This is a genomic window from Pseudomonas fluorescens, from assembly GCF_902498195.1.
GTDB lineage: Bacteria > Pseudomonadota > Gammaproteobacteria > Pseudomonadales > Pseudomonadaceae > Aquipseudomonas > Aquipseudomonas fluorescens_BU.
On the sequence record NZ_CABVIY010000001.1, the window covers coordinates 1170757 to 1193609 of the forward strand.

The window sequence follows — 22853 nt, forward strand, 5'->3', positions numbered from 1 at the left end:
GGTCAAAGCTCCTGGCGTTGATTGTCGGGGTCGAAGAAAGGCAGGGTCACCACGTCGGCCTGGACCACAAGGCCGCCTTCGACGCGGATCGGGATGCGCTGCCCCGGCGTGCTCTGGTCGATACCGGCATAAGCCAGGCCGACAATCTTGCCCAGGCTGGCGGAGTACTCGCAGGAGGTGACGTTGCCGCTGATGTCCGGGCCGTCGAGCACCAGATGGCCTTCCAGCGGTTGCAGGCTGCCTTTGGGCAGGGTGAAACCCACCAGTTTGCGTTTCTGCGGCTGGGCTTCGAGGATGTCCACCGAGCGGCGGCCGACGAAGAACGGCTTGTTGCGGCTGACCGCCCAGCCCATGTCGATTTCCGCCGGGTGGGTCATGCCGTCGGTGTCCTGGCTGATGATCACGTGGCCTTTTTCCAGGCGCAGCAGGCGTTGCGTCTCGACGCCGAAGGGGCGGATATCCCAGGCTTTGCCGGCGTCCATCAGCGCATCCCACAGCTGGAGGCCATGGCGTGCCGGCACATGGATCTCGTAACCCAGTTCGCCGACAAACCCCACCCGCAACAGCCGGGCCTTGATCCCGGCAACCGTGCCCTGGCGCACGCCGAGGTAGGGGAACGCCTCGGGGCCGAGATCGAGGTCGGTGCAGAGTTGTTCCAGCACCTTGCGCGAGTCGGGCCCGGCGACGTTGACCGCGCAGATCGCCGCGGTGACGTTGGCGACGTCCACGTCCAGGCGCCATTGCGCGTTCCACTTGAGCATCTGCTGGTAAATCCGGTCGACGCCGCTGGTGGTGGCGGTGACGTAGAAATGGTTCTCGGCCAGGCGTGCGCACACCCCGTCATCGATCACTACGCCTTGCTCGTTGGTCATCAACGCATAGCGGGAGCGCCCGACCGGTTGCTTGAGGAAGGCGAAGGTGTACATCCGGTTCAGCAGTTCGGCGGCGTCCGGGCCGCGCACGTCCAGGCCGCCGAGGGTCGAGACGTCGATGATCCCGACCTTGTTGCGCACGTGCAGCGCTTCGGCCTGCATGCAGGCATCGCGGTCCGTGGCGCTGCCGTAGTAGGCGGGGCGTTGCCAGATGCCGGCGGGCATCATCTTCGCGCCGGCTTGCACATGCCGGGCGTGCATCGGCGTTTGCCGGTACGGGTCGAATGCGCGGCCAGCGACATGGGCCAGTTTCTCGGCGACAAAGGGCGGGCGCGCCGTGGTGACCCCGGTTTCGCTGATGTTGCGCTGGGTGGCCCAGGCCACGAGGCGCGCGGTGGGCAAGGCCGAATGCCGACCCTGGGATGGCCCCATGCCCACGGTGGAGTAGCGCTTGACCAGTTGCACGTCGCGATAGCCGATGCGGGTGGCATTGACGATGTCGGCCACTTGCAGGTCCTCGTCGAAGTCGACGAAGTCCTTGCCCTTGGGGTGGGGGAAGATCGGCCAGTTGAAGTTGACCCGGACTTCGCTGCCCAGCGGCGCGCGCTGTTCGCCGACCGCCAGGCCCAGGGCCTGCGCGGCATCCGCCCCGGCATTGACGCCGTCGGCGATCACGTTGTCGAGGCGGTGGCGGCCGTTGATCGAGCCGGCCACCGCGAGGTTCTGCGGCAGGCCGCTGAGGGTGAACTCGGCGCGCTGATCGTCGTAGGCCAGTTTGCCGCCAGCCTGACAGAGCAGTTGGTAGACCGGCATGTAGCCGGCCGACATGCACAGCAAGTCGCAGTCCAGGCGTTGGCCGCTGTCGGCCACCTGACCCTGGGCGGTGATCTTGCGCACGTCGACGCCGTTGACATGGCGCATGCCTTTTTCGTGCAGCGCTTCATACACCGTGCTGTCGCGCTGGCAAGGGATCTTGCGCTGCGCCAGGGCTTGCAGCAGGGACTCATCACCCGGTCCATGACGCAGGTCCACCACGGCCGCGACTTTTACCCCCTGGTCATGCAGGTCGAGTGCGGCGAGGTAACCGTCGTCGTTGCCCGTCAACACCACGGCGCGCTTGCCGGGCTTGACCGCATAGAGCTTCATCAGCCGTTGCGCGGCGCTGGTGAGCATGACGCCGGGCAAGTCGTTGTTGCGAAACACCACCGGTTGGTCGAAGGCGCCGCTGCACACCAGGCATTGGCGGGCGCGCACCTTGTACATCCGCTTGCCCTGGATCACCGGCAGGTAGTTGTCGGTGAACCAGGCGTTGCAGGTCGCCTCGGTGAGGATCCGGATGTTGGCGTGTTGCTCGACCGCCGTGAGCAGCTCGCGGCGCAGGGCCTCGGCGCGAAGGCCGGCGATATCGAAGCGGGCATAGGTCAGCGAGCCGCCGAGGATCGGTTGTTGCTCGATCAGCAACACCTTGGCCCCGGCATTGGCCGCGGTCAGCGCCGCATGCAAGCCGGCAGGTCCGGCGCCAATGACGGCCACATCGGTGAACAGATAGGCCTTGTCGTAGTACTCAGGCTGGAACTTCAGGTCGAGCACGCCGAGGCCGGCTTTCTTGCGAATCAGCGGTTCCCAGACTTTCCACATGCCCTTGGGCTTATAAAAGGAACGGTAGTAAAACCCCACCGGCATGAATTTCGAGAGCTTGCCCAGGTAGGCGTCACGGTCGTTGTCCAGCGAGCCGTTGACGTTCTGCGCCGTGACCTGCAAGCCTTCGGACAGCGCGTGGGCATCGGCCAGTACGTTGGGTTCCCGGGGCAGTTGCACCAGGCTGTTGGCATCCTGGCCGGCCATGGTCAACGGGCCGCGCGGGCGGTGGTATTTGAACGAGCGGGAGATCAGGAAGCGACCGTTGGCGAGCAGGGCGCTGGCGATGCTGTCGCCTTGCAGGCCCTGGTAACGTTCGCCGTCGAAGCTGAAGTCCAGCGGCTGATCACGGTCGATCAGCAGGCCCATCGGGGCGGGTAGGCGGTTCATCCTGCGATCTCCTTGGCGGCGCTGAAGTCGACGCGGGCGGTGAAGCGTTCTTTGGGGTCGAATGTGCGAAGGATTTCATCGCTGACGGTGTGACGCTCGGCCAGGAACCAGTAGCTCGACGGCGTGTGCATCCACCACTCGCACACCACACCGGCAAGGTTGTCGGTGTTGAACACGTAGTCGGCCCATTCGGCGTCGCTGCAACGAACGGGGTCGGGCATCGGCTTGAACTCGCCGCCATAGGTGAATTCGCTGATGTTGCGTGGCCCGTTGAGCGGGCAATTGATGATTTTCATGGTCCGCTCTCCGTCAGTGACTGGCCGCCGTGGCGCCCATTTCGTTGACTTGCTGGAAGGTCGAAAAACGTTCCAGGCCAAAAGGCTTGATCAGGTCCGGCACCTTGCCGCCGCTGGCGACCAGCTCGGCCATGGTCTTGCCGCAGATGGGCGTGGCCTTGAAGCCCCAGGTGCCCCAACCGGCGTCGAGGTAGTAATTCTTCACCGGCGACAGGCCCATGATCGGGCTGTAGTCCGGGGTCATGTCGGTGATGCCGGCCCATTGGCGCATCAGCTTGGCGTTGGCCAGGAACGGGAACATCTCGATGGCATGGGCCAGCAGGCTTTCCTTCAGATCCAGCGTGGAGCGCGTGTTGAACAACGGATAAGGGTCGGAACCGCCGCCGAACACCACTTCGCCACGGCTGGTCTGCTGCACGTAGCAGTGCAGGGCCGAGGAACTCACCAACGGATCGAGAAAGGGCTTGAACGGCTGGGTGACCATCGCTTGCAGCGGGAAGGTCTGGATCGGCGAACGGATGCCGGCCTTGGCCATCAGCAGCGAACTGTGCCCGGCAATCGCCTGCACGGCGCAGCCGCATTTAATGGTGCCGCGATTGGTCTTGACCGCGGTGATCGCGCCGTTCTCGATGATCAGGTCCTGCACTTCAGTGAGCTGGTGGATCTCCACGCCGCGCTTGGCCGCCTGCTTGGCGTAGCCCCAGGCCACGGCGTCGTGGCGCGCGGTGGCGCCGTCGATGTGCCACAGGCCGGCGATCACCGGCAGGTGCCCGGGATCGAGATTGAGGCTGGGCACCAGCTCGCGAATCTGCTGGCGGTCGATCATTTCGGTGCGGCCGCCGAAGTGTTTGTTGACCTCGGCGCGCTGGCGGAACGAACGCACCGTGGCATCGGTGTGGGCCAGGGTCAGTTGGCCGCGCTCGGAGTACATGATGTTGAAATCGAATTCGTTGGACAGCCCCTGGAACATCCGCACCGACTCGGCGTAAAAACGCACGCCTTCGCTGGTCAGGTAGTTGGAGCGGATCACGGCGGTGTTGCGCGCGGTATTGCCGCCCCCCAGGTAGGATTTCTCCAGCACGGCGATGTTGGTGATGCCGTGATACCGGGACAGGTAGTAAGCGGTGGCCAGGCCATGGCCGCCGGCGCCGATGATCACCACGTCATAACTCGATTTGAGTTCCTTGGGAGGCGGCAGGTCCACCTCCACCGGGTATTCGGAACTCAGCCCGTACTTCAATAGATTGAATGGCATACGGCCTCCGATTGGCTGCATCGAGCCTGATGTTGCATCCGGGCTGCGGTGACGGTGTTTTTCATCAAAAAGGCAATGGTCATCGGCCCGACTCCGCCGGGAACCGGGGTGATCGCGGCGACGTGGGGCAGGGCGCTGGCGAAGTCGACGTCGCCTACCAGGCGGCTGCGGCCCGCGTCGTCGATGCGGTTGATGCCGACATCGATGACCACCGCGCCGGGCTTGAGCCAGCTGGCGTCGATCAATAACGGGCGGCCGACGGCGGCAATCACGATGTCCGCCTGGCGACACAAGGCCTGCGGGTCCGGGCTGCGCGAGTGCAGCACGGTCACCGAGCAATCAGCCTTGAGCAGCAGGGCCGCCATGGGTTTGCCGACGATGTTCGAGCGGCCGATCACCACGGCGTGTTTACCGCGCAGATCGCCGCAGGTGTGTTCCAGCAAATACAGGCAGCCGCTGGGCGTGCAGGGCGCGAGCACCGTACGCCCCTGGCTGAGCCCGCCGACGTTTTCACTGTGGAAGCCGTCGACGTCCTTGTCCGGGGCAATCGCCTCCAGGGCGCGCAGTTCGTCGATGTGCGCCGGCAAGGGCAGTTGCAGCAGGATGCCGTTGATCGAAGGGTCGGCGTTGAGCGTGCCGATCAGGTTCAGCAGTTGTTCGGTGCTGGTGTCGGTGGACTGCCGATACTCCACGGAGCGAATGCCGACTTCTTCGGCCCGCAGGATTTTGTTGCGCACATAGACCTGGCTGGCCGGGTCGCTGCCCACCAGAATCACCGCCAGGGCCGGCTGGATGTCTTGCCCGCGAAGCGCGTCCACGTCCTGGCGGACCTGCACCAGCACGCGGGCGGCGGCGGCTTTGCCGTCAATCAGTTTGGGCGTGTTCACCGGAAGATCACCGTTCTGTCCTGGTTGAGGAAAACCCGGTGCTCCAGGTGGTACTTGACCGCCTTGGACAGGGCCACGGTTTCGGTGTCACGGCCGGTGGCGACCAGGTCGTCCGGCAGGTACACGTGATCGACGCGCTGCACTTCCTGCTCGATGATCGGCCCCTCGTCCAGGTCGCTGGTGACGTAGTGCGCCGTGGCCCCGATCAGTTTCACCCCGCGCTGATAAGCCTGGTGATAGGGCTTGGCGCCCTTGAAACCCGGCAGGAACGAATGGTGAATGTTGATCGCCCGGCCCGAGAGTTGCTTGCACAGGTCGTCGGAGAGGATTTGCATGTAGCGGGCCAACACCACCAGTTCGGTGCCGGTCTCGTCGACAATCTTCATCAGCTCGGCTTCCTGCCGGGCCTTGGTGTCTTTGGTCACGGGCAAATAGATGAAGCGGATGCCCTCGCGCTCGGCCATGGGCCGCAGGTCCAGGTGATTGGAGACGATGGCGGTGATGGTCATGTCCATCTCGCCCTTGTGGTAGCGGTAGAGCAGGTCGGTCAGGCAGTGGTCGAACTTGCTGACCATCAGCAGCACGCGCATCGGCTCGCGGGTGTCATGCAGTTCCCAGTTCATGTCGAATGCCTGGGCGATGTCGCTGAACCCGTCCTTGATCTGCTGGATATCACCGCTGTGATCGTCGTTGAAGCGGAACACTGCGCGCATGAAAAAGCGGCCGCTGAAGTCGTCGTCGAATTGCGCCATCTCCCCGATGTAGCAACCGTTGTCCGCCAGGTAAGTGGTGACGGCGGCGACAATGCCGGACACCGCAGGACAGCTGATCTTGATGATGAAATGGTTTTTTTCGTGTTGCATGACACGTCCTCGGGAAGATGGTGGCAGCTCGTCGCATGGCGAAAAAAACATCGGTAGACAGCCTCTCGTCCATGAGGGCGTTTTCTTATGGGGAATAAAATATTCCTGAAGTTGGCTTTATAGGGGAATGCCCGCGCCGCGTCCAGAATTTTTATGAAAGTTTTTTAACTGGCAGGAAAACGACTGAGGCCGACAGGGGTCGGCCTCAGGGCGTGGATCGAAGGGCGGGCGGGGCGGGGATTATTCCTTGTCGTTGCCGTAGTTCATGATCGACAGCATGCGAATCGGCACCTGCACCAGTGCTTCCGGCCCATGGGGGATTTCCCCTTCGAAGGTCAGGCTGTCACCGGCTTCCATGCGGTACAGCTGGTTGCCGTGGCGATAAATCAATTCACCTTCGAGCAAATGCAGAAACTCGGTGCCCGGGTGGGCGAAGGTCGGAAACTCCTCGCTGGCGTCGTCCATGCTCACCATGTAGGCCTCGAAACTCTTCTTCGGCCCGCGCGTGTGGTTAAGCAGATGGTAGGTATGGCCTTTCTCGGTTCCGCGACGAACCACTTCCATGCCCTGGCCAGCCTTGACCAGTTGCGCGCTGCCGTCTTGCTGATCGTATTCGCTGAACAGTTTCGACAAGGGCAGGCCGAGCACGTCGCACAGGCGGCTCAGGGTATCGAGGCTGGTGGAGACCTGGGCGTTTTCAATCTTGCTGAGCATGCCTTGGCTGATGTCGGCAATCTTCGCCACGTCGGACAGTTTCAGGTCCTGCGCCTGGCGCTGGCGTTTGATCTGCAAACCCAGGTATTGCTCAAGCTTGAGGCGCGGGGCGGTATCGGTCGGCATAGTCTCGGATCCTGCACACTTTCTGTTCAGTAATATTAGTTTCGCACTGAGAAAGTGCAAATCACGGCGTTTCAGTCCAGTCCCTTGGGCGGTATTCCCACTGGGAAAAGAATATTCCCATATATACAGCACAAAAGCGCTGGTTATGGCACTTCAACGTTTCACTCGCGATTCTGGCAAGGGCCTTGCATTCCTATTGGGAAACTAACTTTCTTTTCAGGAATATCAGAAAGAAAGTGACGGCCTATCCACAACGATTTGCCCTTTTTCGCGAGGAGTGACGAGCAATGTTGCCAGCAGAAACCCAGCGCATCATCGACAAGCACGGGATCAAATACGTGCTTGCGCAGTTTGTCGATATCCATGGATCGGCCAAGACCAAATCGGTGCCGATCTGCGGGCTCAAGGCCGTGGCCGAGGAAGGTGCGGGTTTTGCCGGGTTCGCCATCAGCGGCATGGGCATGGAGCCCCACGGTCCGGACTTCATGGCCCGGGGCGATTTGTCGACCTTGATGCCCGTACCGTGGCAACCGGGGTATGGCCGGATCGTGTGCATCGGCCACGTCGACGGCAAGCCCCATCCTTATGACAGCCGCTACGTGCTTGAGCAGCAGGTCCGTCGCCTGGAGGACAAAGGCTGGACGCTCAACACCGGTCTGGAGCCCGAGTTCAACCTGATGCGCCGCGACGAGCAGGGCAAGTTGCAGCTGGTCGATGCCAGCGACAACCTGGACAAGCCTTGCTACGACTATAAAGGCCTGTCGCGCTCCCGGGTGTTCCTCGAACGCTTGACCGAAGCCTTGCAAGCGGTGGATTTCGAGGTCTATCAAATCGACCACGAAGACGCCAACGGCCAGTTCGAGATCAATTACACCTACAGCGACGCCATGACTTCGGCGGATCGTTTCACCTTCTTTCGCATGGCCGCCGGCGAGATTGCCAATGACCTGGGCATGATCTGCTCGTTCATGCCCAAGCCGGACCCGAAACGCGCCGGCAACGGCATGCACTTTCACCTGTCGATCAGCAGCGCCGAGAACAAGAACCTGTTCCATGACGCCAGCGACCCGAGCGGCATGGGGCTGTCGAAAATGGCCTACCACTTTGCCGCCGGCCTGCTGGCCCATGGCCCGGCGTTGTGCGCCTTCGCCGCACCGACGGTCAACTCCTACAAGCGCCTGGTGGTGGGCAACTCGTTGTCCGGCGCGACCTGGGCGCCAGCCTTCATCGCCTTCGGTGCCAACAACCGTTCGGCCATGGTCCGGGTGCCCTACGGTCGCCTGGAATTCCGCCTGCCGGACGCCGGTTGCAACCCTTATCTGGTCAGCGCGGCGATCATCGCCGCGGGCCTGGATGGCATCGACCGCCAGCTGGAAATCGACCACGTCTGCAACGAAAACCTCTACAGCCTGAGCCTGGAGCAGATCGCCGCGCGCGGCATCAAGACCCTGCCGCAATCGCTCAAGGAAGCCTGCGACGCGCTGGAAGCCGACCCGCTGTTCGCCGAGGTCATGGGCCCGCAGATCGTCGGCGAGTTCATCAAGCTCAAGCGCATGGAGTGGGTGGAATACAGCCGCCACGTTTCCGACTGGGAAGTGCAGCGCTACACCGAATTCTTCTAGGCGCCAGCGGCGTACTCAAACGAACCATCTCGCAGCTGGAAACTGACGGCTGCCGAACACAGTGAGGACTGTCTTTATGTGCGGAATCGTAGGCCTTTACCTGAAAAACCCGCAGCTGGAATCCCGGCTCGGCCAGCTCTTCGAACCAATGCTGCAGGCCATGACCGATCGGGGTCCGGACAGTGCCGGCTTCGCCATTTATGGCGATGAAGTGGCCGATGGCTGGGTCAAGCTGACCTTGCAGGCGACCACCGAAGGCTTCGACTGGAACACCCTGATGGGCGAACTCGAAGGCCGTCTGGGCTGTTCGCTGGACTGGTTCCAGAACGCCAGCGCGGCGGTGCTGAAGATCCACGCCGCAGAGGCACCGGTGCGCCTGGCCCTCGCCGAACTGGCACCGGGTGTTCGCATCATGAGCGCCGGGCAGAGCATCGAGATCCTCAAGGGCATGGGTTTGCCAAAGGAAATTTCCCAGCGCTTCGGCCTGCCCGGCATGAAGGGCAGCCACATCATCGGCCATACCCGCATGGCCACCGAAAGCGCGGTGACCATGGAAGGCAGCCACCCGTTTTCCACCGGTGCCGACCTGTGCCTGGTGCACAACGGCTCGCTGTCCAATCACTTTCGCCTGCGCCAGGAACTCAAGCGCGAAGGCATTCACTTTGAAACCGACAACGACACCGAAGTGGCGGCCGGTTACCTGACCTGGCGCCTGCAGCAGGGCGACTCGCTGAAAGAGGCGCTGGATCATGCGCTGGAAGACCTCGACGGCTTCTACACCTTCGCCATCGGCACCCGCAACGGTTTCGCGGTGATTCGCGACCCGATTGCCTGCAAGCCGGCGATCCTCGCCGAGACCGACGACTACGTCGCCATGGCTTCGGAATATCAGGCGCTGTCGAGCCTGCCAGGTATCGAACACGCCAGGATCTGGGAGCCGGCACCGGCCACCCTGTACATCTGGGAACGCGAGTCAGCTTAAGGAGCGCACACATGAAAACCATCGATCTTTCCACCGCCACCGTGCGTGACCTCAACCAGGCGCTGCATGACCAGGTCAGCCACCTGGAAGACCGCGAGTGGGTGGTGACCCACTCCAACGGCAAGCACAACCTGGCGGTCGGGGTGAACCAGGCGGTGTCCATCGATATCCAGGGGCACGCCGGCTACTACTGCGCCGGCATGAACCAGAAAGCCTGCATCACCGTCCATGGCAACGCCGGGGTCGGCGTGGCGGAAAACATGATGTCGGGCATGGTGCGGATCAAGGGCAGTGCGTCCCAGGCCGCTGGTGCCACCGCCCATGGCGGGTTGCTGGTGATCGAAGGCGATGCCGGTGCGCGCTGCGGCATATCCATGAAAGGCATCGACATCGTGGTCGGCGGCAGCATCGGTCACATGAGCTGCTTCATGGGCCAGGCCGGGCGCCTGGTGGTGTGCGGCGATGCCGGCGACGCCCTGGGCGATTCGTTGTACGAGACCCACATTTACGTGAAGGGCAGCGTCGCCTCCCTGGGCTCCGATTGCATTGAAAAAGAGATGCGCGCCGAACACCTGGAAGAACTGCAAGTGCTGCTCAACCGCGCCGGTTTCGAGCACAAGGCGGCTGACTTCAAGCGCTACGGCTCGGCCCGTCAGCTGTACAACTTCAAAGTCGATAACGCGTCCGCGTACTGATCCACGCGAGGAGAATAGATATGAGTGAGAAGAACCCTCCGGTGCTGCGCGAGTCCGCGACCTTCGACCGCCTGACCATCCAGGAAATCCAGCGCGCCGCCGAAACCGGCATCTATGACATTCGCGGCGGTGGCACCAAGCGCAAGGTGCCGCACTTCGACGATTTGCTGCTGCTCGGTGCCAGCGTCTCGCGTTACCCCCTCGAAGGCTATCGGGAGAAGTGCGGCACCGATGTGATTCTCGGCAACCGCTTCGCCAAGAAGCCGATTCACCTGAAGATCCCGGTGACCATCGCCGGCATGAGTTTCGGCGCGCTGTCGGCCAATGCCAAGGAAGCCCTGGGCCGAGGCGCGACCATCGCCGGTACCAGCACCACCACCGGTGACGGCGGCATGACCCCGGAAGAACGTGGCCAGTCGCAGCACCTGGTCTATCAATACCTGCCGTCCCGTTATGGCATGAACCCGGATGACCTGCGCAAGGCCGATGCCATCGAGATCGTGCTGGGGCAGGGCGCCAAGCCCGGTGGCGGCGGCATGTTGCTGGGCATGAAAGTCACCGAGCGGGTGGCCGGCATGCGCACCTTGCCGATCGGTGTCGACCAGCGCAGTGCTTGCCGTCACCCGGACTGGACCGGCCCGGACGACCTGGCGATCAAGATCGCCGAGCTGCGCGAAATCACCGACTGGGAAAAACCGATCTACGTGAAAATCGGCGCCAGCCGCCCGTACTACGACGTCAAGCTGGCGGTGAAGGCCGGTGCCGACGTGATCGTGCTCGACGGCATGCAAGGCGGCACCGCGGCGACCCAGGAAGTGTTCATCGAACACGTCGGCATTCCGATTTTGCCGGCCATCCCGCAAGCGGTACAGGCTTTGCAAGAGATGGGCATGCACCGCAAGGTTCAGTTGATTGTCTCGGGCGGGATTCGCAACGGTGCCGACGTGGCCAAGGCCATGGCGCTGGGCGCGGACGCGGTGGCCATCGGCACGGCGGCGCTGATTGCGCTGGGCGATAACCACCCGCGTCTGGATGAGGAACTGCACAAGATTGGTTCAGCCGCGGGGTTTTATGACGACTGGCAGAACGGCCGTGACCCGGCCGGCATCACCACCCAGGACCCGGAGCTGTCCCGGCGCCTGGATCCGGTGGAAGGCGGTCGTCGCCTGGCCAACTACCTGCGGGTGCTGGTGCTGGAAGCCCAGACCATGGCGCGGGCCTGCGGCAAGTCGCATCTGCACAACCTGGATCCGGAGGATCTGGTGGCGCTGACGGTGGAGTCGGCGGCGATGGCCCGGGTGCCGTTGGCAGGGACCAACTGGATTCCGGGTTCCGGTTACTGAGGTGTAAGGCGGCAGGAGCGGGTTATCCGGCTCCTGCCCGCCTGTAAGCGTGTCAGCTATTCCAAGAGACCGAAAAGGTCCGTCGCTTTGCCACTTGCCCACTGTCCGACACTTCCCATTTCTTTTGCAGGAGCTTTGAACATGGTCAATCGACTTCTCGGCAAATCACTTCTCGGGCTGCTGGCCGCCTGCGCCCTGGTGCCGCTGGCGCAGGCGGCTGAAGCACCGGTGCTGAACACCGGCAGCACGGCCTGGATGATCACCGCGACAGTGCTGGTGTTGTTCATGTGCCTGCCGGGCCTCGCGTTGTTCTACGGCGGCCTGGTGCGGGCGAAAAACATGTTGTCGTTGTTCACCCAGTGCTTTGGCATCGCCGGTCTGGTGGGTGTCTTGTGGGTGATTTACGGCTACAGCATGGTGGTCGACAGCACGGGCATGGTCGAGGGGGAGGTGAGTTTCAACAGTTTCGTCGGCGGGCTGAGCCGGGCGTTTCTGGCCGGCATGACCCCGGACAGTCTGGTCGGCGATATTCCGGAGGGCGTGTTCGTGACCTTCCAGATGACCTTCGCCATCATCACCCCGGCGCTGATCGCCGGTGCCTTCGCCGAACGCATGAAATTCTCGGCGGCACTGCTGTTCATGGCGCTGTGGTTCACCCTGGTGTACGCCCCGGTGGCGCACATGGTCTGGGGCGGCGCGGGTGCCTTGATGCATAACTGGGGCGTCCTCGATTTTGCCGGTGGAACCGCCGTACACATCAACGCCGGTGTCGCCGCGCTCGCCGCGTGCCTGATCCTCGGCAAGCGCAAGGGCTACGAAAACACGCCGATGCCGGCGCACAACCTGAGCCTGACCATGGCCGGCGCGGCCATGCTGTGGGTTGGCTGGTTCGGCTTCAACATCGGTTCCGGCGGCGGCCTCAGCGGCACCTCCGGTGTCGTCATGCTCAATACCCAGCTGGGCGCCTGCGCCGGGATCCTGGGCTGGATGTTCACCGAGTGGTTCAAGGTCGGCAAGCCAAGTGCACTGGGTCTGGCCAGCGGTGCCCTGGCCGGCCTGGTGGGCATCACCCCGGCGTGCGCCTACGTCGGTGTCGGCGGCGCCCTGGCGATCGGTTTGCTGTGCGGGGTGTTCTGCTACCTGAGCGTGACCGTGCTCAAACGCCGTTTCGGCTATGACGACAGCCTTGATGTGTTTGGCTTGCACGGGATCGGCGGGATGATCGGCGCGGTCTTGACCGGTGTCTTTTGCGTACCGTCCCTGGGTGGGCTGGTGGAAGGGGTGACCATCGGTGGCCAGGTGTTGGCGCAAGTCAAGGGCGTGCTGTTGACGACGGTGTACTGCTTTGTCATCAGCTGGCTCATTCTCAAGGTGGTGAATGCGCTGGTTGGCCTGCGTGCCGATGAGTCGGTGGAGGAGATGGGGCTGGATCTGGCTGAGCATAATGAGCGGGCTTATAACCACTGATGGGTGGTTGTGGGGGCAGATCCGTTGTTGCTGTGACGGGCGGCTATTGGTTGCGCCCTTGCTCGGCATGCCATAACGAAGCCATTGCTCCGTGGGTCGCCGCGATGGCTCTTGTTGATGTACCCAATTCCCTTGTGGGAGCGGGCTTGCTCGCGAAGGCGCTGTGTCAGTTGATACATGTATTGGCAGACACACCGCCTTCGCGAGCAAGCCCGCTCCCACAAGGGGGTCAGGGTTATCCGCAACTATCAATTCCCTTCAAACCGCGCCGCCCGCTTGTCGATGAACGCCTGCATGCCTTCTTTCTGGTCGCGGGAGGCGAAGAGCAGGGCGTTGGCCTTGCGCTCCAGGGCCAGGCCGGCTTCCAGTGGGGCGTCCATGCCGGCCAGGATCACTTCCTTTATCTGTTCGGCGGCCAGCGCCGGCATCGCCGCGATGACGCGCGCCAGTTCCAGGGCATGGGCCTGTACCTTGTCGTCGTCCACCAGGTCGCTGACCAGCCCGGCCACCCAGGCTTCTTCGGCGCTGATGGGCTGGCCGGTGAGCGCCATGCGCATGGCCTTGACCTTGCCCACCGCCCGCACCAGCCGTTGCGTGCCGCCGATGCCGGGCATGATGCCGATGCGGATTTCCGGTTGGCAGAAGCGCGCGCTGCGCCCGGCGACGATCAGGTCGGCGTGCATCGCCAGTTCGCAACCACCGCCGTAGGCATAACCGCAGACCGCCGCGATCACCGGTTTCGGACAGTGCTGGATCGGCGCCCAGACCCGCTCGGTGTGGCGCTTGTAGATATCGATGGCGCCGACCCCGGCCATGCTGTTGATGTCGCCACCGGCCGCGAACACCTTGTCACCGCCCGTGAGCACGATGCAGCGCACCTGGGGATCCACCGCCAGCTCAGTGAAATGACGCGACAGCAGCGCCTGCAATTCCAGGCTCAGGGCATTGGTCGCCTGCGGGCGGTTGAGCCGCAGCAGGGCCACGCCCGGCAAGGGGTGTTCGAGCAGAACCGGTGCAGCGGATGAGTCGGACATGGGCATCCCTAAAGACCAGACAAGGTGTGAATGGCCGCCAGTGTCCTGCTCGCGCGGTTAAATTTTCATCGTCCGTTCAGACGTAGTTTGGCCCCGGATTCGTCCCTAGAGTGATCCTTGTCAGAACAAGAGGAGCACATGATGGAGCTGCATTCGGGTCTTGATTACAGCGGCAAGGTGGTGCTGGTCACCGGTGGCACCAAGGGCATCGGCGCCGGCATCGCGCTGGGGTTCCTGGCCGCGAACGCACGGGTGATCGTCTGTGCCCGGCGCGAGCCTGAACAGGTACCGACGCTCGATGGCAAGCGCGCCATTTTCATGGCCGCCGACGTGCGTGACCACGATTCCCTGCAACGCCTGTTTACCGCCATCGAGCGCGATTTCGGCCGCCTCGACGTGGTGATCAACAACGCCGGCGGCAGCCCGGCCGCCGACGCGGCCACGGCCTCGCCAAGGTTCCATGAAAGCATCATCGGCCTGAATCTGATCGCCCCGCTCAACGTCGCCCAGCACGCCAACCGGCTGATGCACGCCCAGGCGCAGGGCGGTTGCATTGTCTTTATCGGCAGCATCAGCGCACTGCGATCCTCGCCCGGCACCGCCGCCTACGGCGCGGCCAAGGCCGGGGTGCTGGCGCTGGTGCAAACGCTGGCGGTGGAGTGGGGCCCCAAGGTGCGGGTGGTCGCGGTCAGCCCGGGGCTGGTGCGCACCGAGCAGGCTCATCTGCACTATGGCTCCGAAGCCGGTATCGCTGCGGTCGCTGCGGGGATTCCGGCCGGCCGCATGGCGGTCGCCGAAGACATCGCCAATGCCTGCCTCTATATCGCATCGCCGCTGGCCGGTTACGCCAGCGGTTGCAACCTGTTGCTGCATGGCGGTGGTGAACGCCCGGCATTTCTCGATGCCGCGCAGGTGCTGCCCACCTGATCGACCTATTGCGGCGACCGGGTTCGGTGGCCGCCTTCAATGTGAAGGAGACGACTTTGGCTGATCCACAATTGCTATCCAATGTGCGCGCCCTGGTGGGACGCCAGTACGGCCGCGTGTATGCCTGGGACGAGGTCAACGCCCCGATGATCCGCCAGTGGTGCGAGGTCATGGGCGTGGACAACCCGTTGTACACCGACCCGGCCTTTGCCCTGGCCAACGTACATGAAGGCCTCATCGCCCCGCCGGCGATGTTGCAGGTGTGGACCATGGAAGGCCTGCACGCCAACAACTACCCGCCGGGCTCCACCGACGAGAACCCGTACGAGGTGCTCAAGGAAATGGAAGCCTACGGCTATGCCTCCACCGTGGCGGTGAACTCGGAACTGAGCTTCACCCGCCCGGTGCGCCTGGGCGAAAAGCTCTACTACACCACACGCCTGGATTCAGTCGGCGACGAGAAAACCACCGCCCTGGGCACCGGCTTCTTCGTCACCCTGGTGATGAGCCATTTCGTTGAAAAGAAGGGCGGCGACGAACCGGTGGGCGAGTTGCTGTTCCGCGTGTTCAAGTTCCGCGCGGCCAATGCCCAGGCACCGGCCAAGGTTGAGGCCGCACCGCTCAAGCCCAAGCGCCCGCTGCCGGGCATCAGCGATGACACGCGGTTTTTCTGGGAAGGCTGCGACAAGGGCCAGTTGCTGATCCAGCGTTGCACCGCCTGCCAGACCCTGCGTCATCCACCGGCGCCGGTCTGTATCCAGTGCCACAGTTTCGAGTGGGACACGGTCGAGGCCAGCGGCCGCGCCACCTTGTATTCGTTCGTGGTGATGCATTACCCCGAAGTGCCGCCATTCGATTACCCCAACCCCATCGGCCTGATCGAGCTGGCGGAGGGCGTGCGCCTGATCGCCGGCCTGGTCGGCATCGAGCGCGGGCAATTGCAGATCGGCCAGCGTTTGCAGGTCGAGTTCCAGACCTTCGATGACCAGCTGACCCTGCCGATGTTCCGGCCGGTAGAGGCATAGGAGCCCCCATGGATTTCGAATTGAGCGAAGACCAGCGCGCCATCGCGCAGATGGCCGACGGCCTGTTTGTCGACCATTGCCATGACGACTACATGCGCCAGTGGGACACCAGCGGCGAGCCGATGATGGCGCCGCTGTGGGCACTGTGTATCGAGACCGGTTTGCACGCCCTGGCCATTCCCGAAGAACACGGCGGCAGCGGCCTGGGCATGACCGAACTGATGCTGGTGCTGCAAGCGCAGGGCAAGGCCCTGGCCCAGGTGCCGCTGTGGCGCCATCAACTGGCGGCCGCGACCCTGGCCCGTTTTGACGCCGGCAACAGCGCGCAGTGGGTCACCCAGGCGGCGTCCGGCGAGGTGCTGTTGAGCCTGTCCGTCGATGGCTTGAGCAGTGCGCTGGGCATCGAGTTGCACGCACGTCCCTGTGCCGGGGGCTGGGCGATCGACGGCCGGGTCACGGCCCTGTCACTGGGCGATCAGGCCCAGGCGGCACTGGTGCTGGTGCAGGCCGAGGGCCAGCCGCGCCTGCTGTTGCTGGACCTGTGCGCGCCGCAAGTGCAACGGGTCTCGGCGGTATTGACCCACGGCGAAGCGGTGGCCGACCTGCACGTCCAGGGCTTGACCGTAAGCGCCGGGGCGTTGCTGCCGGCCGAGGCCGTCGCCTGGCTGGAACTGCGCAGCGTGGCGGCACTGGCGGCCCTGCAACTGGGGGTCAGTGAAGAGCAGATCCGCCGCACCGTGGCCTATGTCAGCGAGCGCCGGCAGTTCGAGCGGGTCATTGGCAGTTTCCAGGCGGTGCAGATGAGCATGGCCGACACCCACATCGCCGTCGAAGCCTTGCGCACCGCATTGTGGCAACTGGCCTACCGCGTCGATGCCGGCCTGCCGGCACCGTCCGAAGCCCTGGCCACCGCGTGGCTGGCCTGTGAAGCGGGGCACCGCATCGGCCATATCGCGCAGCACGTGCATGGCGGCATCGGGGTCGACCTGACGTACCCGATCCACCGTTTTCTCTATTGGAGCCGTGGCCTGTCCCTTGCCCTGGGCGGCTCGGCGGCAAGCCTGGAACGCCTGGGCGACTGGCTCAACGATAACGACAAGCTGGGATGGAAATATGACCTCGAAGAACACCAAGCGCTTTGAAGACGTGCGCCCCGGCGAAGCACTGCCGGAACTGGCGGTGCCGATCACGGTGACCCTGATCAACGGCGGCGCGATTGCCACCCGTGACTACTTTCCCGGCCACCACGACGCGGACGCGGCCCGTGCCCTGGGTTCGCCCCATGTGTTCATGAACATCCTCACCACCAACGGGCTGGTGCAGCGCTTCATCGAACAGTGGAGCGGCCCGCTGGCGCAATTCACCGCGCTGAAAATCAAGCTCGGGGCGCCGAATTACCCCGGCGACTGCATGACCTTCAGCGGCACCGTCAGCGGCCTCGACGCCGACACCCGCGCGGTGGAAATCACCCTGAGCGGCAAAAATTCCATGGGCAACCACGTGACCGGCACGGTCGCGCTGGTCCTGCCCTGACAGCCGGAGAGACACAGATGACTGATTCATCGATTTCCGGGCGCGCCGCGATCGTCGGCCTGGGCGCGACCGAATTTTCCAAGAACTCCGGACGCACCGAATTGCGCCTGGCCCTGGAAGCCACCTTGAGTGCGCTCAAGGACGCCGGCATCGACCCGAGCGAGGTCGAGGGCTTCAGTTCCTACTCGGTGGACAAGGTCCCCGAGTATGAAATCGCCCGCCTGCTGGGGTGCAAGGACGTCAAGTTCTTCTCCCAGGTGCCCCATGGCGGCGGCGCGGCTTGCGGGCCGGTGATGCACGCGGCGATGGCGGTGGCGACCGGGGTGGCGAAAGTGGTGGTGGTCTATCGGGCCATGAACGAGCGTTCGTGGTACCGCTTCGGCACCGGCGCCTACGGTTTCGCGTCGACGCCGACCTTCGACAACGTCAACTACGGCTGGTACATGCCCCACGGTTTCCATACGCCGGCCGCCTGGGTCGGCATGTTCGCCCAGCGCTACATGCACACCTATGGCGCCACTTCCGAGGATTTCGGGCGGGTCGCGGTCGCCGCGCGGGATTTCGCCGCCAGCAACCCCAAGGCGTTTTTCCACGGCAAGCCGATCACCCTCGAAGAGCACCAGGCCTCGCGCTGGATCTGCGAACCGCTGCACCTGCTCGACTGCTGCCAGGAATCCGATGGCGCGGTGGCAATGATCATCACCTCGGCCGAGCGTGCCCGTGACCTGCGGCAGAAGCCGGTGACCATCAAGGCCGGTTCCCAGGGCATCAGCCACGGCCAGCAGAGCATGACCTCGTTCTACCGCGACGACATCACCGGGCTGCCGGAAATGGGCGTGGTCGCCCGCGAGCTGTATCGCCAGTCGGGCCTGGGCCCGGAAGCGTTCCAGACCGCGGTGATCTACGACCACTTCACGCCCTTCGTATTGCCCCAGCTGGAAGAGTTCGGCTTCGCCAAGCGTGGCGAAGCCAAGGAATTCATCCGCGCCGGGCACCACGCCCGTGGCGGCAAGCTACCGATCAACACCCACGGCGGGCAACTGGGCGAAGCCTATATCCACGGCATGAACGGCATCGCCGAAGCGGTGCGCCAGGTCCGTGGCACGGCGGTCAACCAGGTGGCGGATGTACAGAACGTGCTGGTCACCGCCGGTACCGGCGTCCCCACCAGCGGCCTGATTCTCGGCGCAGCCTAAGGAGCAGCAGATGTTCGTCGACCTCACTCCCGAACAACACGCCCTGCGCCACAAGGTGCGGGATTATTTCCAGGCGCTGATGACCCCCGAGATGCGCGACCAGTTGCGCGGCAAGGAGGGGGGCGAGCTGTATCGCCAGACCATCCGCCAGATGGGCCGCGACGGCTGGCTCGCCGTCGGCTGGCCCAAGGCCCATGGCGGACAGGGTTACGCCGCCACCGAACAGTTGATCTTCTTCGAAGAAGCCAACATCGCCGGGGCGCCGCTGCCGTTCGTCACCATCAGCACCGTGGGCCCGGCCTTGATGGCCCATGGCAGCGCGTTGCAGAAAGAACGCTTCCTGCCCGGTATCGCCGCCGGCGAAATCATGTTCGCCATCGGTTACTCGGAGCCCGCGGCGGGCAGCGACCTGGCAGTGCTGAAAACCAGCGCCCGCCAGGACGACCAGGGCTTTGTGGTCAATGGCAACAAGCTGTGGACCTCGGGCGCCGAATCCGCCGACTTTGTCTGGCTGGCGGCCCGTACCGATCCGGCCCAGGCACGGCACAAGGGCATTTCCCTGCTGATCGTCGATACCAAGACCCCGGGCTTCTCCCACACCCTGATCCACACCGTCGGCACGCCGACCGCAGCCACTTACTACGACAACGTGCGCGTGCCCAACGAGATGCTGGTGGGTGAGTTGCACGGTGGCTGGAAACTCATCACCTCGCAGTTGAACCACGAGCGTCTCGGCCTGGGCACCTGGTCGGACAAGGTGGTGGCACTGTTTCGCCGGGTCTACCTGTGGGCCCGGGCGCGGGATGAACAGGGTCGCCGGGCGATGGATAAAGCCTGGGTGCGCAGCTCGCTGGCCGAGTGTTATGCGCGCCTGGAAGCGATGCGCCTGATCAATATGCGCATTGCCGCCGATCTCGAACTTGAACGCATGAGCGTCGCGCTGAGTTCGACCACCAAGGTGTTCGGTTCGGAGTCGGCCATCGAGATCCTGCGCAAGCTGGCGGCGATCGTCGGTGCCAATGGCTCGATGCGCAGCGGTTCGGCGGCGACGCTGCTGGAGGGGGATCTGGAGTACGAATTGCGTTCGGCGACGACCCTGACCTTCGGCGGCGGCACCAATGAAATCCAGCGCGAGCTGATCGCCCAGTTTGGCCTGGGCATGCCGCGCACCCAACGCTGACGCGGGTCCATCAACAACAAAAACCGTACTCGCCCCACCATCGGGGCGGGTCCAAGGGGACTTCATGAGCACTATCGAGCAATTCCGGCACGACACCCGTGCCTGGCTGGAGGCCAACTGCCCGCCGTCGATGCGCACCGGCATGGCTGAAGGCGACGTGGTGTGGGGCAGCCAGAACCCGCAATTTCCCTGTGAAGACGCGCGCCTTTGGTTCGAGCGCATGCGCGACAAGCGCTGGTTCTGCCCGGAGTGGCCCGAGGAATACGGCGGGGCGGGCTTGAGTGACGAACAAGTGGCCGTGCTGGAAAGCGAGATGCGCCGCCTCAAGTGCCGGCCGCCGCAGATCAACCTCGGCATCTGGATGCTCGGCCCGGTGTTGCTGGCCTTCGGCAGCGATGAGCAGAAACGTGACTTGCTGCCTCCCATTGCCCGTGGCGAAGTGCGCTGGTGCCAGGGCTTCTCCGAGCCGAACGCCGGTTCGGACCTGGCCAGCCTGAAAATGGCCGCCCGCGATGCCGGCGATCATTTCGTGGTCGATGGCAGCAAGATCTGGACGTCCTACGGCGACAAATCCGACTGGATGTACGCCCTTGTGCGCACCGACTTCAGCGCGCCGAAACACGAAGGCATCAGCCTGATCGTGCTGGACATGCGCAGCCCCGGCGTCAAGCCGCAGCCGATCGATTTGATCAGCGGCAAATCGGCGTTCTGCCAGGTGTTCTTCGATGGCGTCAAGGTGCCCAAGAGCCAGTTGATCGGGCCGTTGAACGGCGGCTGGAACCTGGCCAAATACCTGTTGCAGCACGAACGCAAGGCAATGTCGAAATTCGGCGAGTTCAGCCTGCCTTCGCACTTCGACCTGCTGGCCCTGATGCGCGAGTACCTGCCGGCGCCCCGGTCCCAGGGCGATCACGCCTTGCAGGCACGGGCCACCGCGTGCGCGATGAACGAGCACGCCTACAACCTCACCGTGCAGCGAATGGGGGAAGAGGCGCGGGCCGGCGATGACATCGGCGGCCTGATGTCGATCATGAAACTGGTGCACACCGAACAGGAGCGGGACAAGTTCGAGGTGTTGCTCGATGCCATGGCCGGGCACGCGTTCGGCTGGGAGAGCACCGCGTTCAGCGAACAGCAACTGGCGATCACCCGCGCCTGGCTTAACAGCTACGCGCTGACCATCTCGGGCGGGGCCTCGGAAATCCAGCTCAATGTGATTGCCAAGCGCGTGCTGGGTTTACCTGAAGTGAAGAAAGCGGTCGAGAAAACAGGAGCACCGTCATGAGCCTGCGTTATAGCGATGAACAGCGTTTGCTGGCCGACAGCGCCCGGGATTTTCTCGCCGCCCGCAGCCCGGTCAGCGCCCAGCGCCGACTGCGCGATGATGCGGTGGTCCTGGGCTTTGAGCCGACCCTGTGGCACGAAGCGGTAGCGTTGGGCTGGAGCGCGATTCCGTTTCCCGAGGCGTTCGGCGGCCTGGACTTTGGCTGCAAGGGCCTGGGGCCGATCTTTGAATCCATGGGCCGCAACCTGTCGGCGACACCGCTGCTGTCCAGCGTGGTGCTCGGCGGTTCACTGCTGCACCTGGCGGGCAGTTCGGCGCAGCAGACGCACTGGTTGCAAGCCGTGATCGGCGGCGAACAACGCCTGGCCCTGGCGGTGGATGAAGGTTCGCGCCACGACCCGAGCCGGATTGCCCTTGAGGCCAGGGCCGAGGGGCAGGGCTATCGCCTGCACGGCGACAAGTACTGGGTGGTCGACGGCCTCGGCGCCGATGCCTATGTGGTGGCGGCACGCACATCCGGTCAACCGGGCGACACCCGGGGCATCAGCCTGTTCCTGGTTCCGGCCGATACACCGGGCCTGACCGTCAGCGCCTTGCCGCTGATCGATGCGCGCAACAGCGCCCGCCTGCAACTGGACCAGGTGCAATTGGGCAACGAAGCGTTGCTGGGGGCCCCGGGCGAGGGCTGGGCGGCGCTGGAGGTCGCGCTGGACCGTGGTCGCACCTGCCTGGCGGCCGAGTTGCTGGGGATGGCCGAACAACTGTTCGACACCACGCTCGACTACCTCAAGACCCGCGTGCAGTTCGACACGCCGATCGGCACCTTCCAGGTCCTGCAACACCGTGCGGCGCAGATGTACATCGACCTCGCCCTGAGCCGCAGCGCACTGATGGCCGCACTGGCGACCCTGGATGACGCCAGCGTCGATGCCAAGGCACGCGCACGGCTGGTCAGCCTGGCGAAATGGAAGGCCGGCGACACGGCGATCAAGGTGGCCAACGAAGCGGTGCAGATGCACGGCGGCATTGGCGTCACCGACGAGCTCGACGTCGGCCTGTACCTCAAGCACGTGCGGGTTGCCCAGAGCTGCCTGGGCGATCGGGATTTCCATTGCGAACGTTACGCGGCCCACGTGTAAACCCCTGTGGGAGCGGGCTTGCTCGCGAAGACGGAGTGTCAGGCGATGAAGATATTGAAAGTGCCGGCCCCTTCGCGAGCAAGCCCGCTCCCACAAGGATCTCGGTCGTACCCGGTATCCGCATTCACCCAACCCCCTGTGGGAGCGGGCTTGCTCGCGAAGGCGGAGTGTCAGGCGATGAAGATGTTGAAAGTGCCGGCCCCTTCGCGAGCAAGCCCGCTCCCACAAGGATCTCGGTCGTACCCGGTATCCGCATCCACCCAACCCCCTGTGGGAGCGGGCTTGCTCGCGAAGGCGGAGTGTCAGGCGATGAAGATGTTGAAAGTGCCGGCCCCTTCGCGAGCAAGCCCGCTCCCACAAGGATCTCGGTCGTACCCGGTATCC

At 64.0% G+C, this 22853-nt stretch carries 20 protein-coding genes; 13 read left to right on the forward strand and 7 right to left on the reverse strand.

What is annotated here, in order from left to right; all coding sequences use genetic code 11:
• Window positions 1–2: 2 nt before the first annotated feature.
• The 6 genes from F8N66_RS05320 to F8N66_RS05345 all read right to left on the reverse strand — a co-directional run bounded on the left by F8N66_RS05320 (window position 3) and on the right by F8N66_RS05345 (window position 7041).
• Window positions 3–2900, reverse strand: coding sequence for an FAD-dependent oxidoreductase (locus tag F8N66_RS05320; protein WP_150769176.1), 2898 nt, complete (start codon window positions 2898–2900; stop codon window positions 3–5).
• The gene (locus F8N66_RS05325) at window positions 2897–3196 is read right to left on the reverse strand and encodes a sarcosine oxidase subunit delta (protein WP_150769177.1); all 300 of its coding nucleotides are present in this window, start codon (window positions 3194–3196) and stop codon (window positions 2897–2899) included. Before F8N66_RS05325 ends, F8N66_RS05320 begins: the two co-directional genes overlap by 4 nt.
• 13 nt (window positions 3197–3209) lie before the next feature.
• A complete protein-coding gene (locus F8N66_RS05330; protein WP_150769178.1) occupies window positions 3210–4451 on the reverse strand; it encodes an FAD-dependent oxidoreductase in 1242 nt (413 codons plus the stop codon).
• Complete coding sequence (folD, locus tag F8N66_RS05335) at window positions 4433–5338, reverse strand: bifunctional methylenetetrahydrofolate dehydrogenase/methenyltetrahydrofolate cyclohydrolase FolD (protein WP_150769179.1); 906 nt, start codon at window positions 5336–5338, stop codon at window positions 4433–4435. The genes F8N66_RS05330 and folD overlap by 19 nt, the downstream gene beginning before the upstream one ends.
• Window positions 5335–6201 (reverse strand): formyltetrahydrofolate deformylase, encoded by an 867-nt coding sequence (gene purU, locus F8N66_RS05340; RefSeq protein ID WP_150769180.1) that lies wholly within the window; start codon window positions 6199–6201, stop codon window positions 5335–5337. The genes folD and purU overlap by 4 nt, the downstream gene beginning before the upstream one ends.
• Window positions 6202–6441: 240 nt before the next feature.
• Entirely contained in the window at window positions 6442–7041 is a 600-nt protein-coding gene (locus F8N66_RS05345; RefSeq protein WP_150769181.1) for a helix-turn-helix domain-containing protein, read from the reverse strand.
• Window positions 7042–7328: 287 nt separating this feature from the next.
• Here F8N66_RS05345 and glnT point away from each other — a divergent pair, with 287 nt between their 5' ends.
• The 5 genes from glnT (at window position 7329) to F8N66_RS05370 (ending at window position 13150) form a co-directional block, all read left to right on the forward strand.
• Window positions 7329–8663 carry a type III glutamate--ammonia ligase gene (glnT, locus tag F8N66_RS05350; protein WP_150769182.1) on the forward strand — a complete coding sequence of 445 codons (1335 nt, stop codon included), beginning with the start codon at window positions 7329–7331 and terminating at the stop codon, window positions 8661–8663.
• A 76-nt stretch (window positions 8664–8739) separates the two neighbouring features.
• A complete protein-coding gene (locus F8N66_RS05355; RefSeq protein WP_150769183.1) occupies window positions 8740–9645 on the forward strand; it encodes a class II glutamine amidotransferase in 906 nt (301 codons plus the stop codon).
• An 11-nt stretch (window positions 9646–9656) separates the two neighbouring features.
• Window positions 9657–10340: a protein glxC gene (locus tag F8N66_RS05360; RefSeq protein ID WP_150769184.1), complete on the forward strand. Its 684-nt coding sequence runs from the start codon at window positions 9657–9659 to the stop codon at window positions 10338–10340.
• 20 nt (window positions 10341–10360) lie between these two features.
• Complete coding sequence (locus F8N66_RS05365) at window positions 10361–11683, forward strand: FMN-binding glutamate synthase family protein (protein WP_150769185.1); 1323 nt, start codon at window positions 10361–10363, stop codon at window positions 11681–11683.
• A gap of 141 nt (window positions 11684–11824) precedes the next feature.
• Window positions 11825–13150, forward strand: coding sequence for an ammonium transporter (locus tag F8N66_RS05370; protein WP_150769186.1), 1326 nt, complete (start codon window positions 11825–11827; stop codon window positions 13148–13150).
• 248 nt (window positions 13151–13398) lie between these two features.
• Here F8N66_RS05370 and F8N66_RS05380 read toward each other — a convergent pair whose 3' ends face one another.
• On the reverse strand, window positions 13399–14184 hold the full coding sequence (locus F8N66_RS05380; RefSeq protein ID WP_150769188.1) for an enoyl-CoA hydratase: 786 nt from the start codon (window positions 14182–14184) through the stop codon (window positions 13399–13401).
• A 141-nt stretch (window positions 14185–14325) separates the two neighbouring features.
• Here F8N66_RS05380 and F8N66_RS05385 point away from each other — a divergent pair, with 141 nt between their 5' ends.
• From F8N66_RS05385 to F8N66_RS05420, 8 genes are all read left to right on the forward strand, one after another.
• Complete coding sequence (locus F8N66_RS05385; protein WP_150769189.1) at window positions 14326–15111, forward strand: SDR family oxidoreductase; 786 nt, start codon at window positions 14326–14328, stop codon at window positions 15109–15111.
• A gap of 56 nt (window positions 15112–15167) precedes the next feature.
• A complete protein-coding gene (locus F8N66_RS05390) occupies window positions 15168–16136 on the forward strand; it encodes a bifunctional MaoC family dehydratase N-terminal/OB-fold nucleic acid binding domain-containing protein (protein WP_150769190.1) in 969 nt (322 codons plus the stop codon).
• A gap of 8 nt (window positions 16137–16144) precedes the next feature.
• Window positions 16145–17278, forward strand: a complete 1134-nt coding sequence (locus F8N66_RS05395; RefSeq protein ID WP_150769191.1) for an acyl-CoA dehydrogenase family protein — start codon at window positions 16145–16147, stop codon at window positions 17276–17278.
• Entirely contained in the window at window positions 17250–17669 is a 420-nt protein-coding gene (locus tag F8N66_RS05400) for a MaoC family dehydratase (protein WP_150769192.1), read from the forward strand. Before F8N66_RS05395 ends, F8N66_RS05400 begins: the two co-directional genes overlap by 29 nt.
• A 17-nt stretch (window positions 17670–17686) precedes the next feature.
• Window positions 17687–18865 carry a lipid-transfer protein gene (locus F8N66_RS05405; RefSeq protein WP_150769193.1) on the forward strand — a complete coding sequence of 393 codons (1179 nt, stop codon included), beginning with the start codon at window positions 17687–17689 and terminating at the stop codon, window positions 18863–18865.
• Between the two features lie 10 nt (window positions 18866–18875).
• The gene (locus F8N66_RS05410) at window positions 18876–20045 is read left to right on the forward strand and encodes an acyl-CoA dehydrogenase family protein (protein WP_150769194.1); all 1170 of its coding nucleotides are present in this window, start codon (window positions 18876–18878) and stop codon (window positions 20043–20045) included.
• A gap of 64 nt (window positions 20046–20109) precedes the next feature.
• The gene (locus F8N66_RS05415; protein WP_150769195.1) at window positions 20110–21330 is read left to right on the forward strand and encodes an acyl-CoA dehydrogenase family protein; all 1221 of its coding nucleotides are present in this window, start codon (window positions 20110–20112) and stop codon (window positions 21328–21330) included.
• On the forward strand, window positions 21327–22469 hold the full coding sequence (locus tag F8N66_RS05420; protein WP_150769196.1) for an acyl-CoA dehydrogenase family protein: 1143 nt from the start codon (window positions 21327–21329) through the stop codon (window positions 22467–22469). The genes F8N66_RS05415 and F8N66_RS05420 overlap by 4 nt, the downstream gene beginning before the upstream one ends.
• Window positions 22470–22853: the final 384 nt, after the last annotated feature.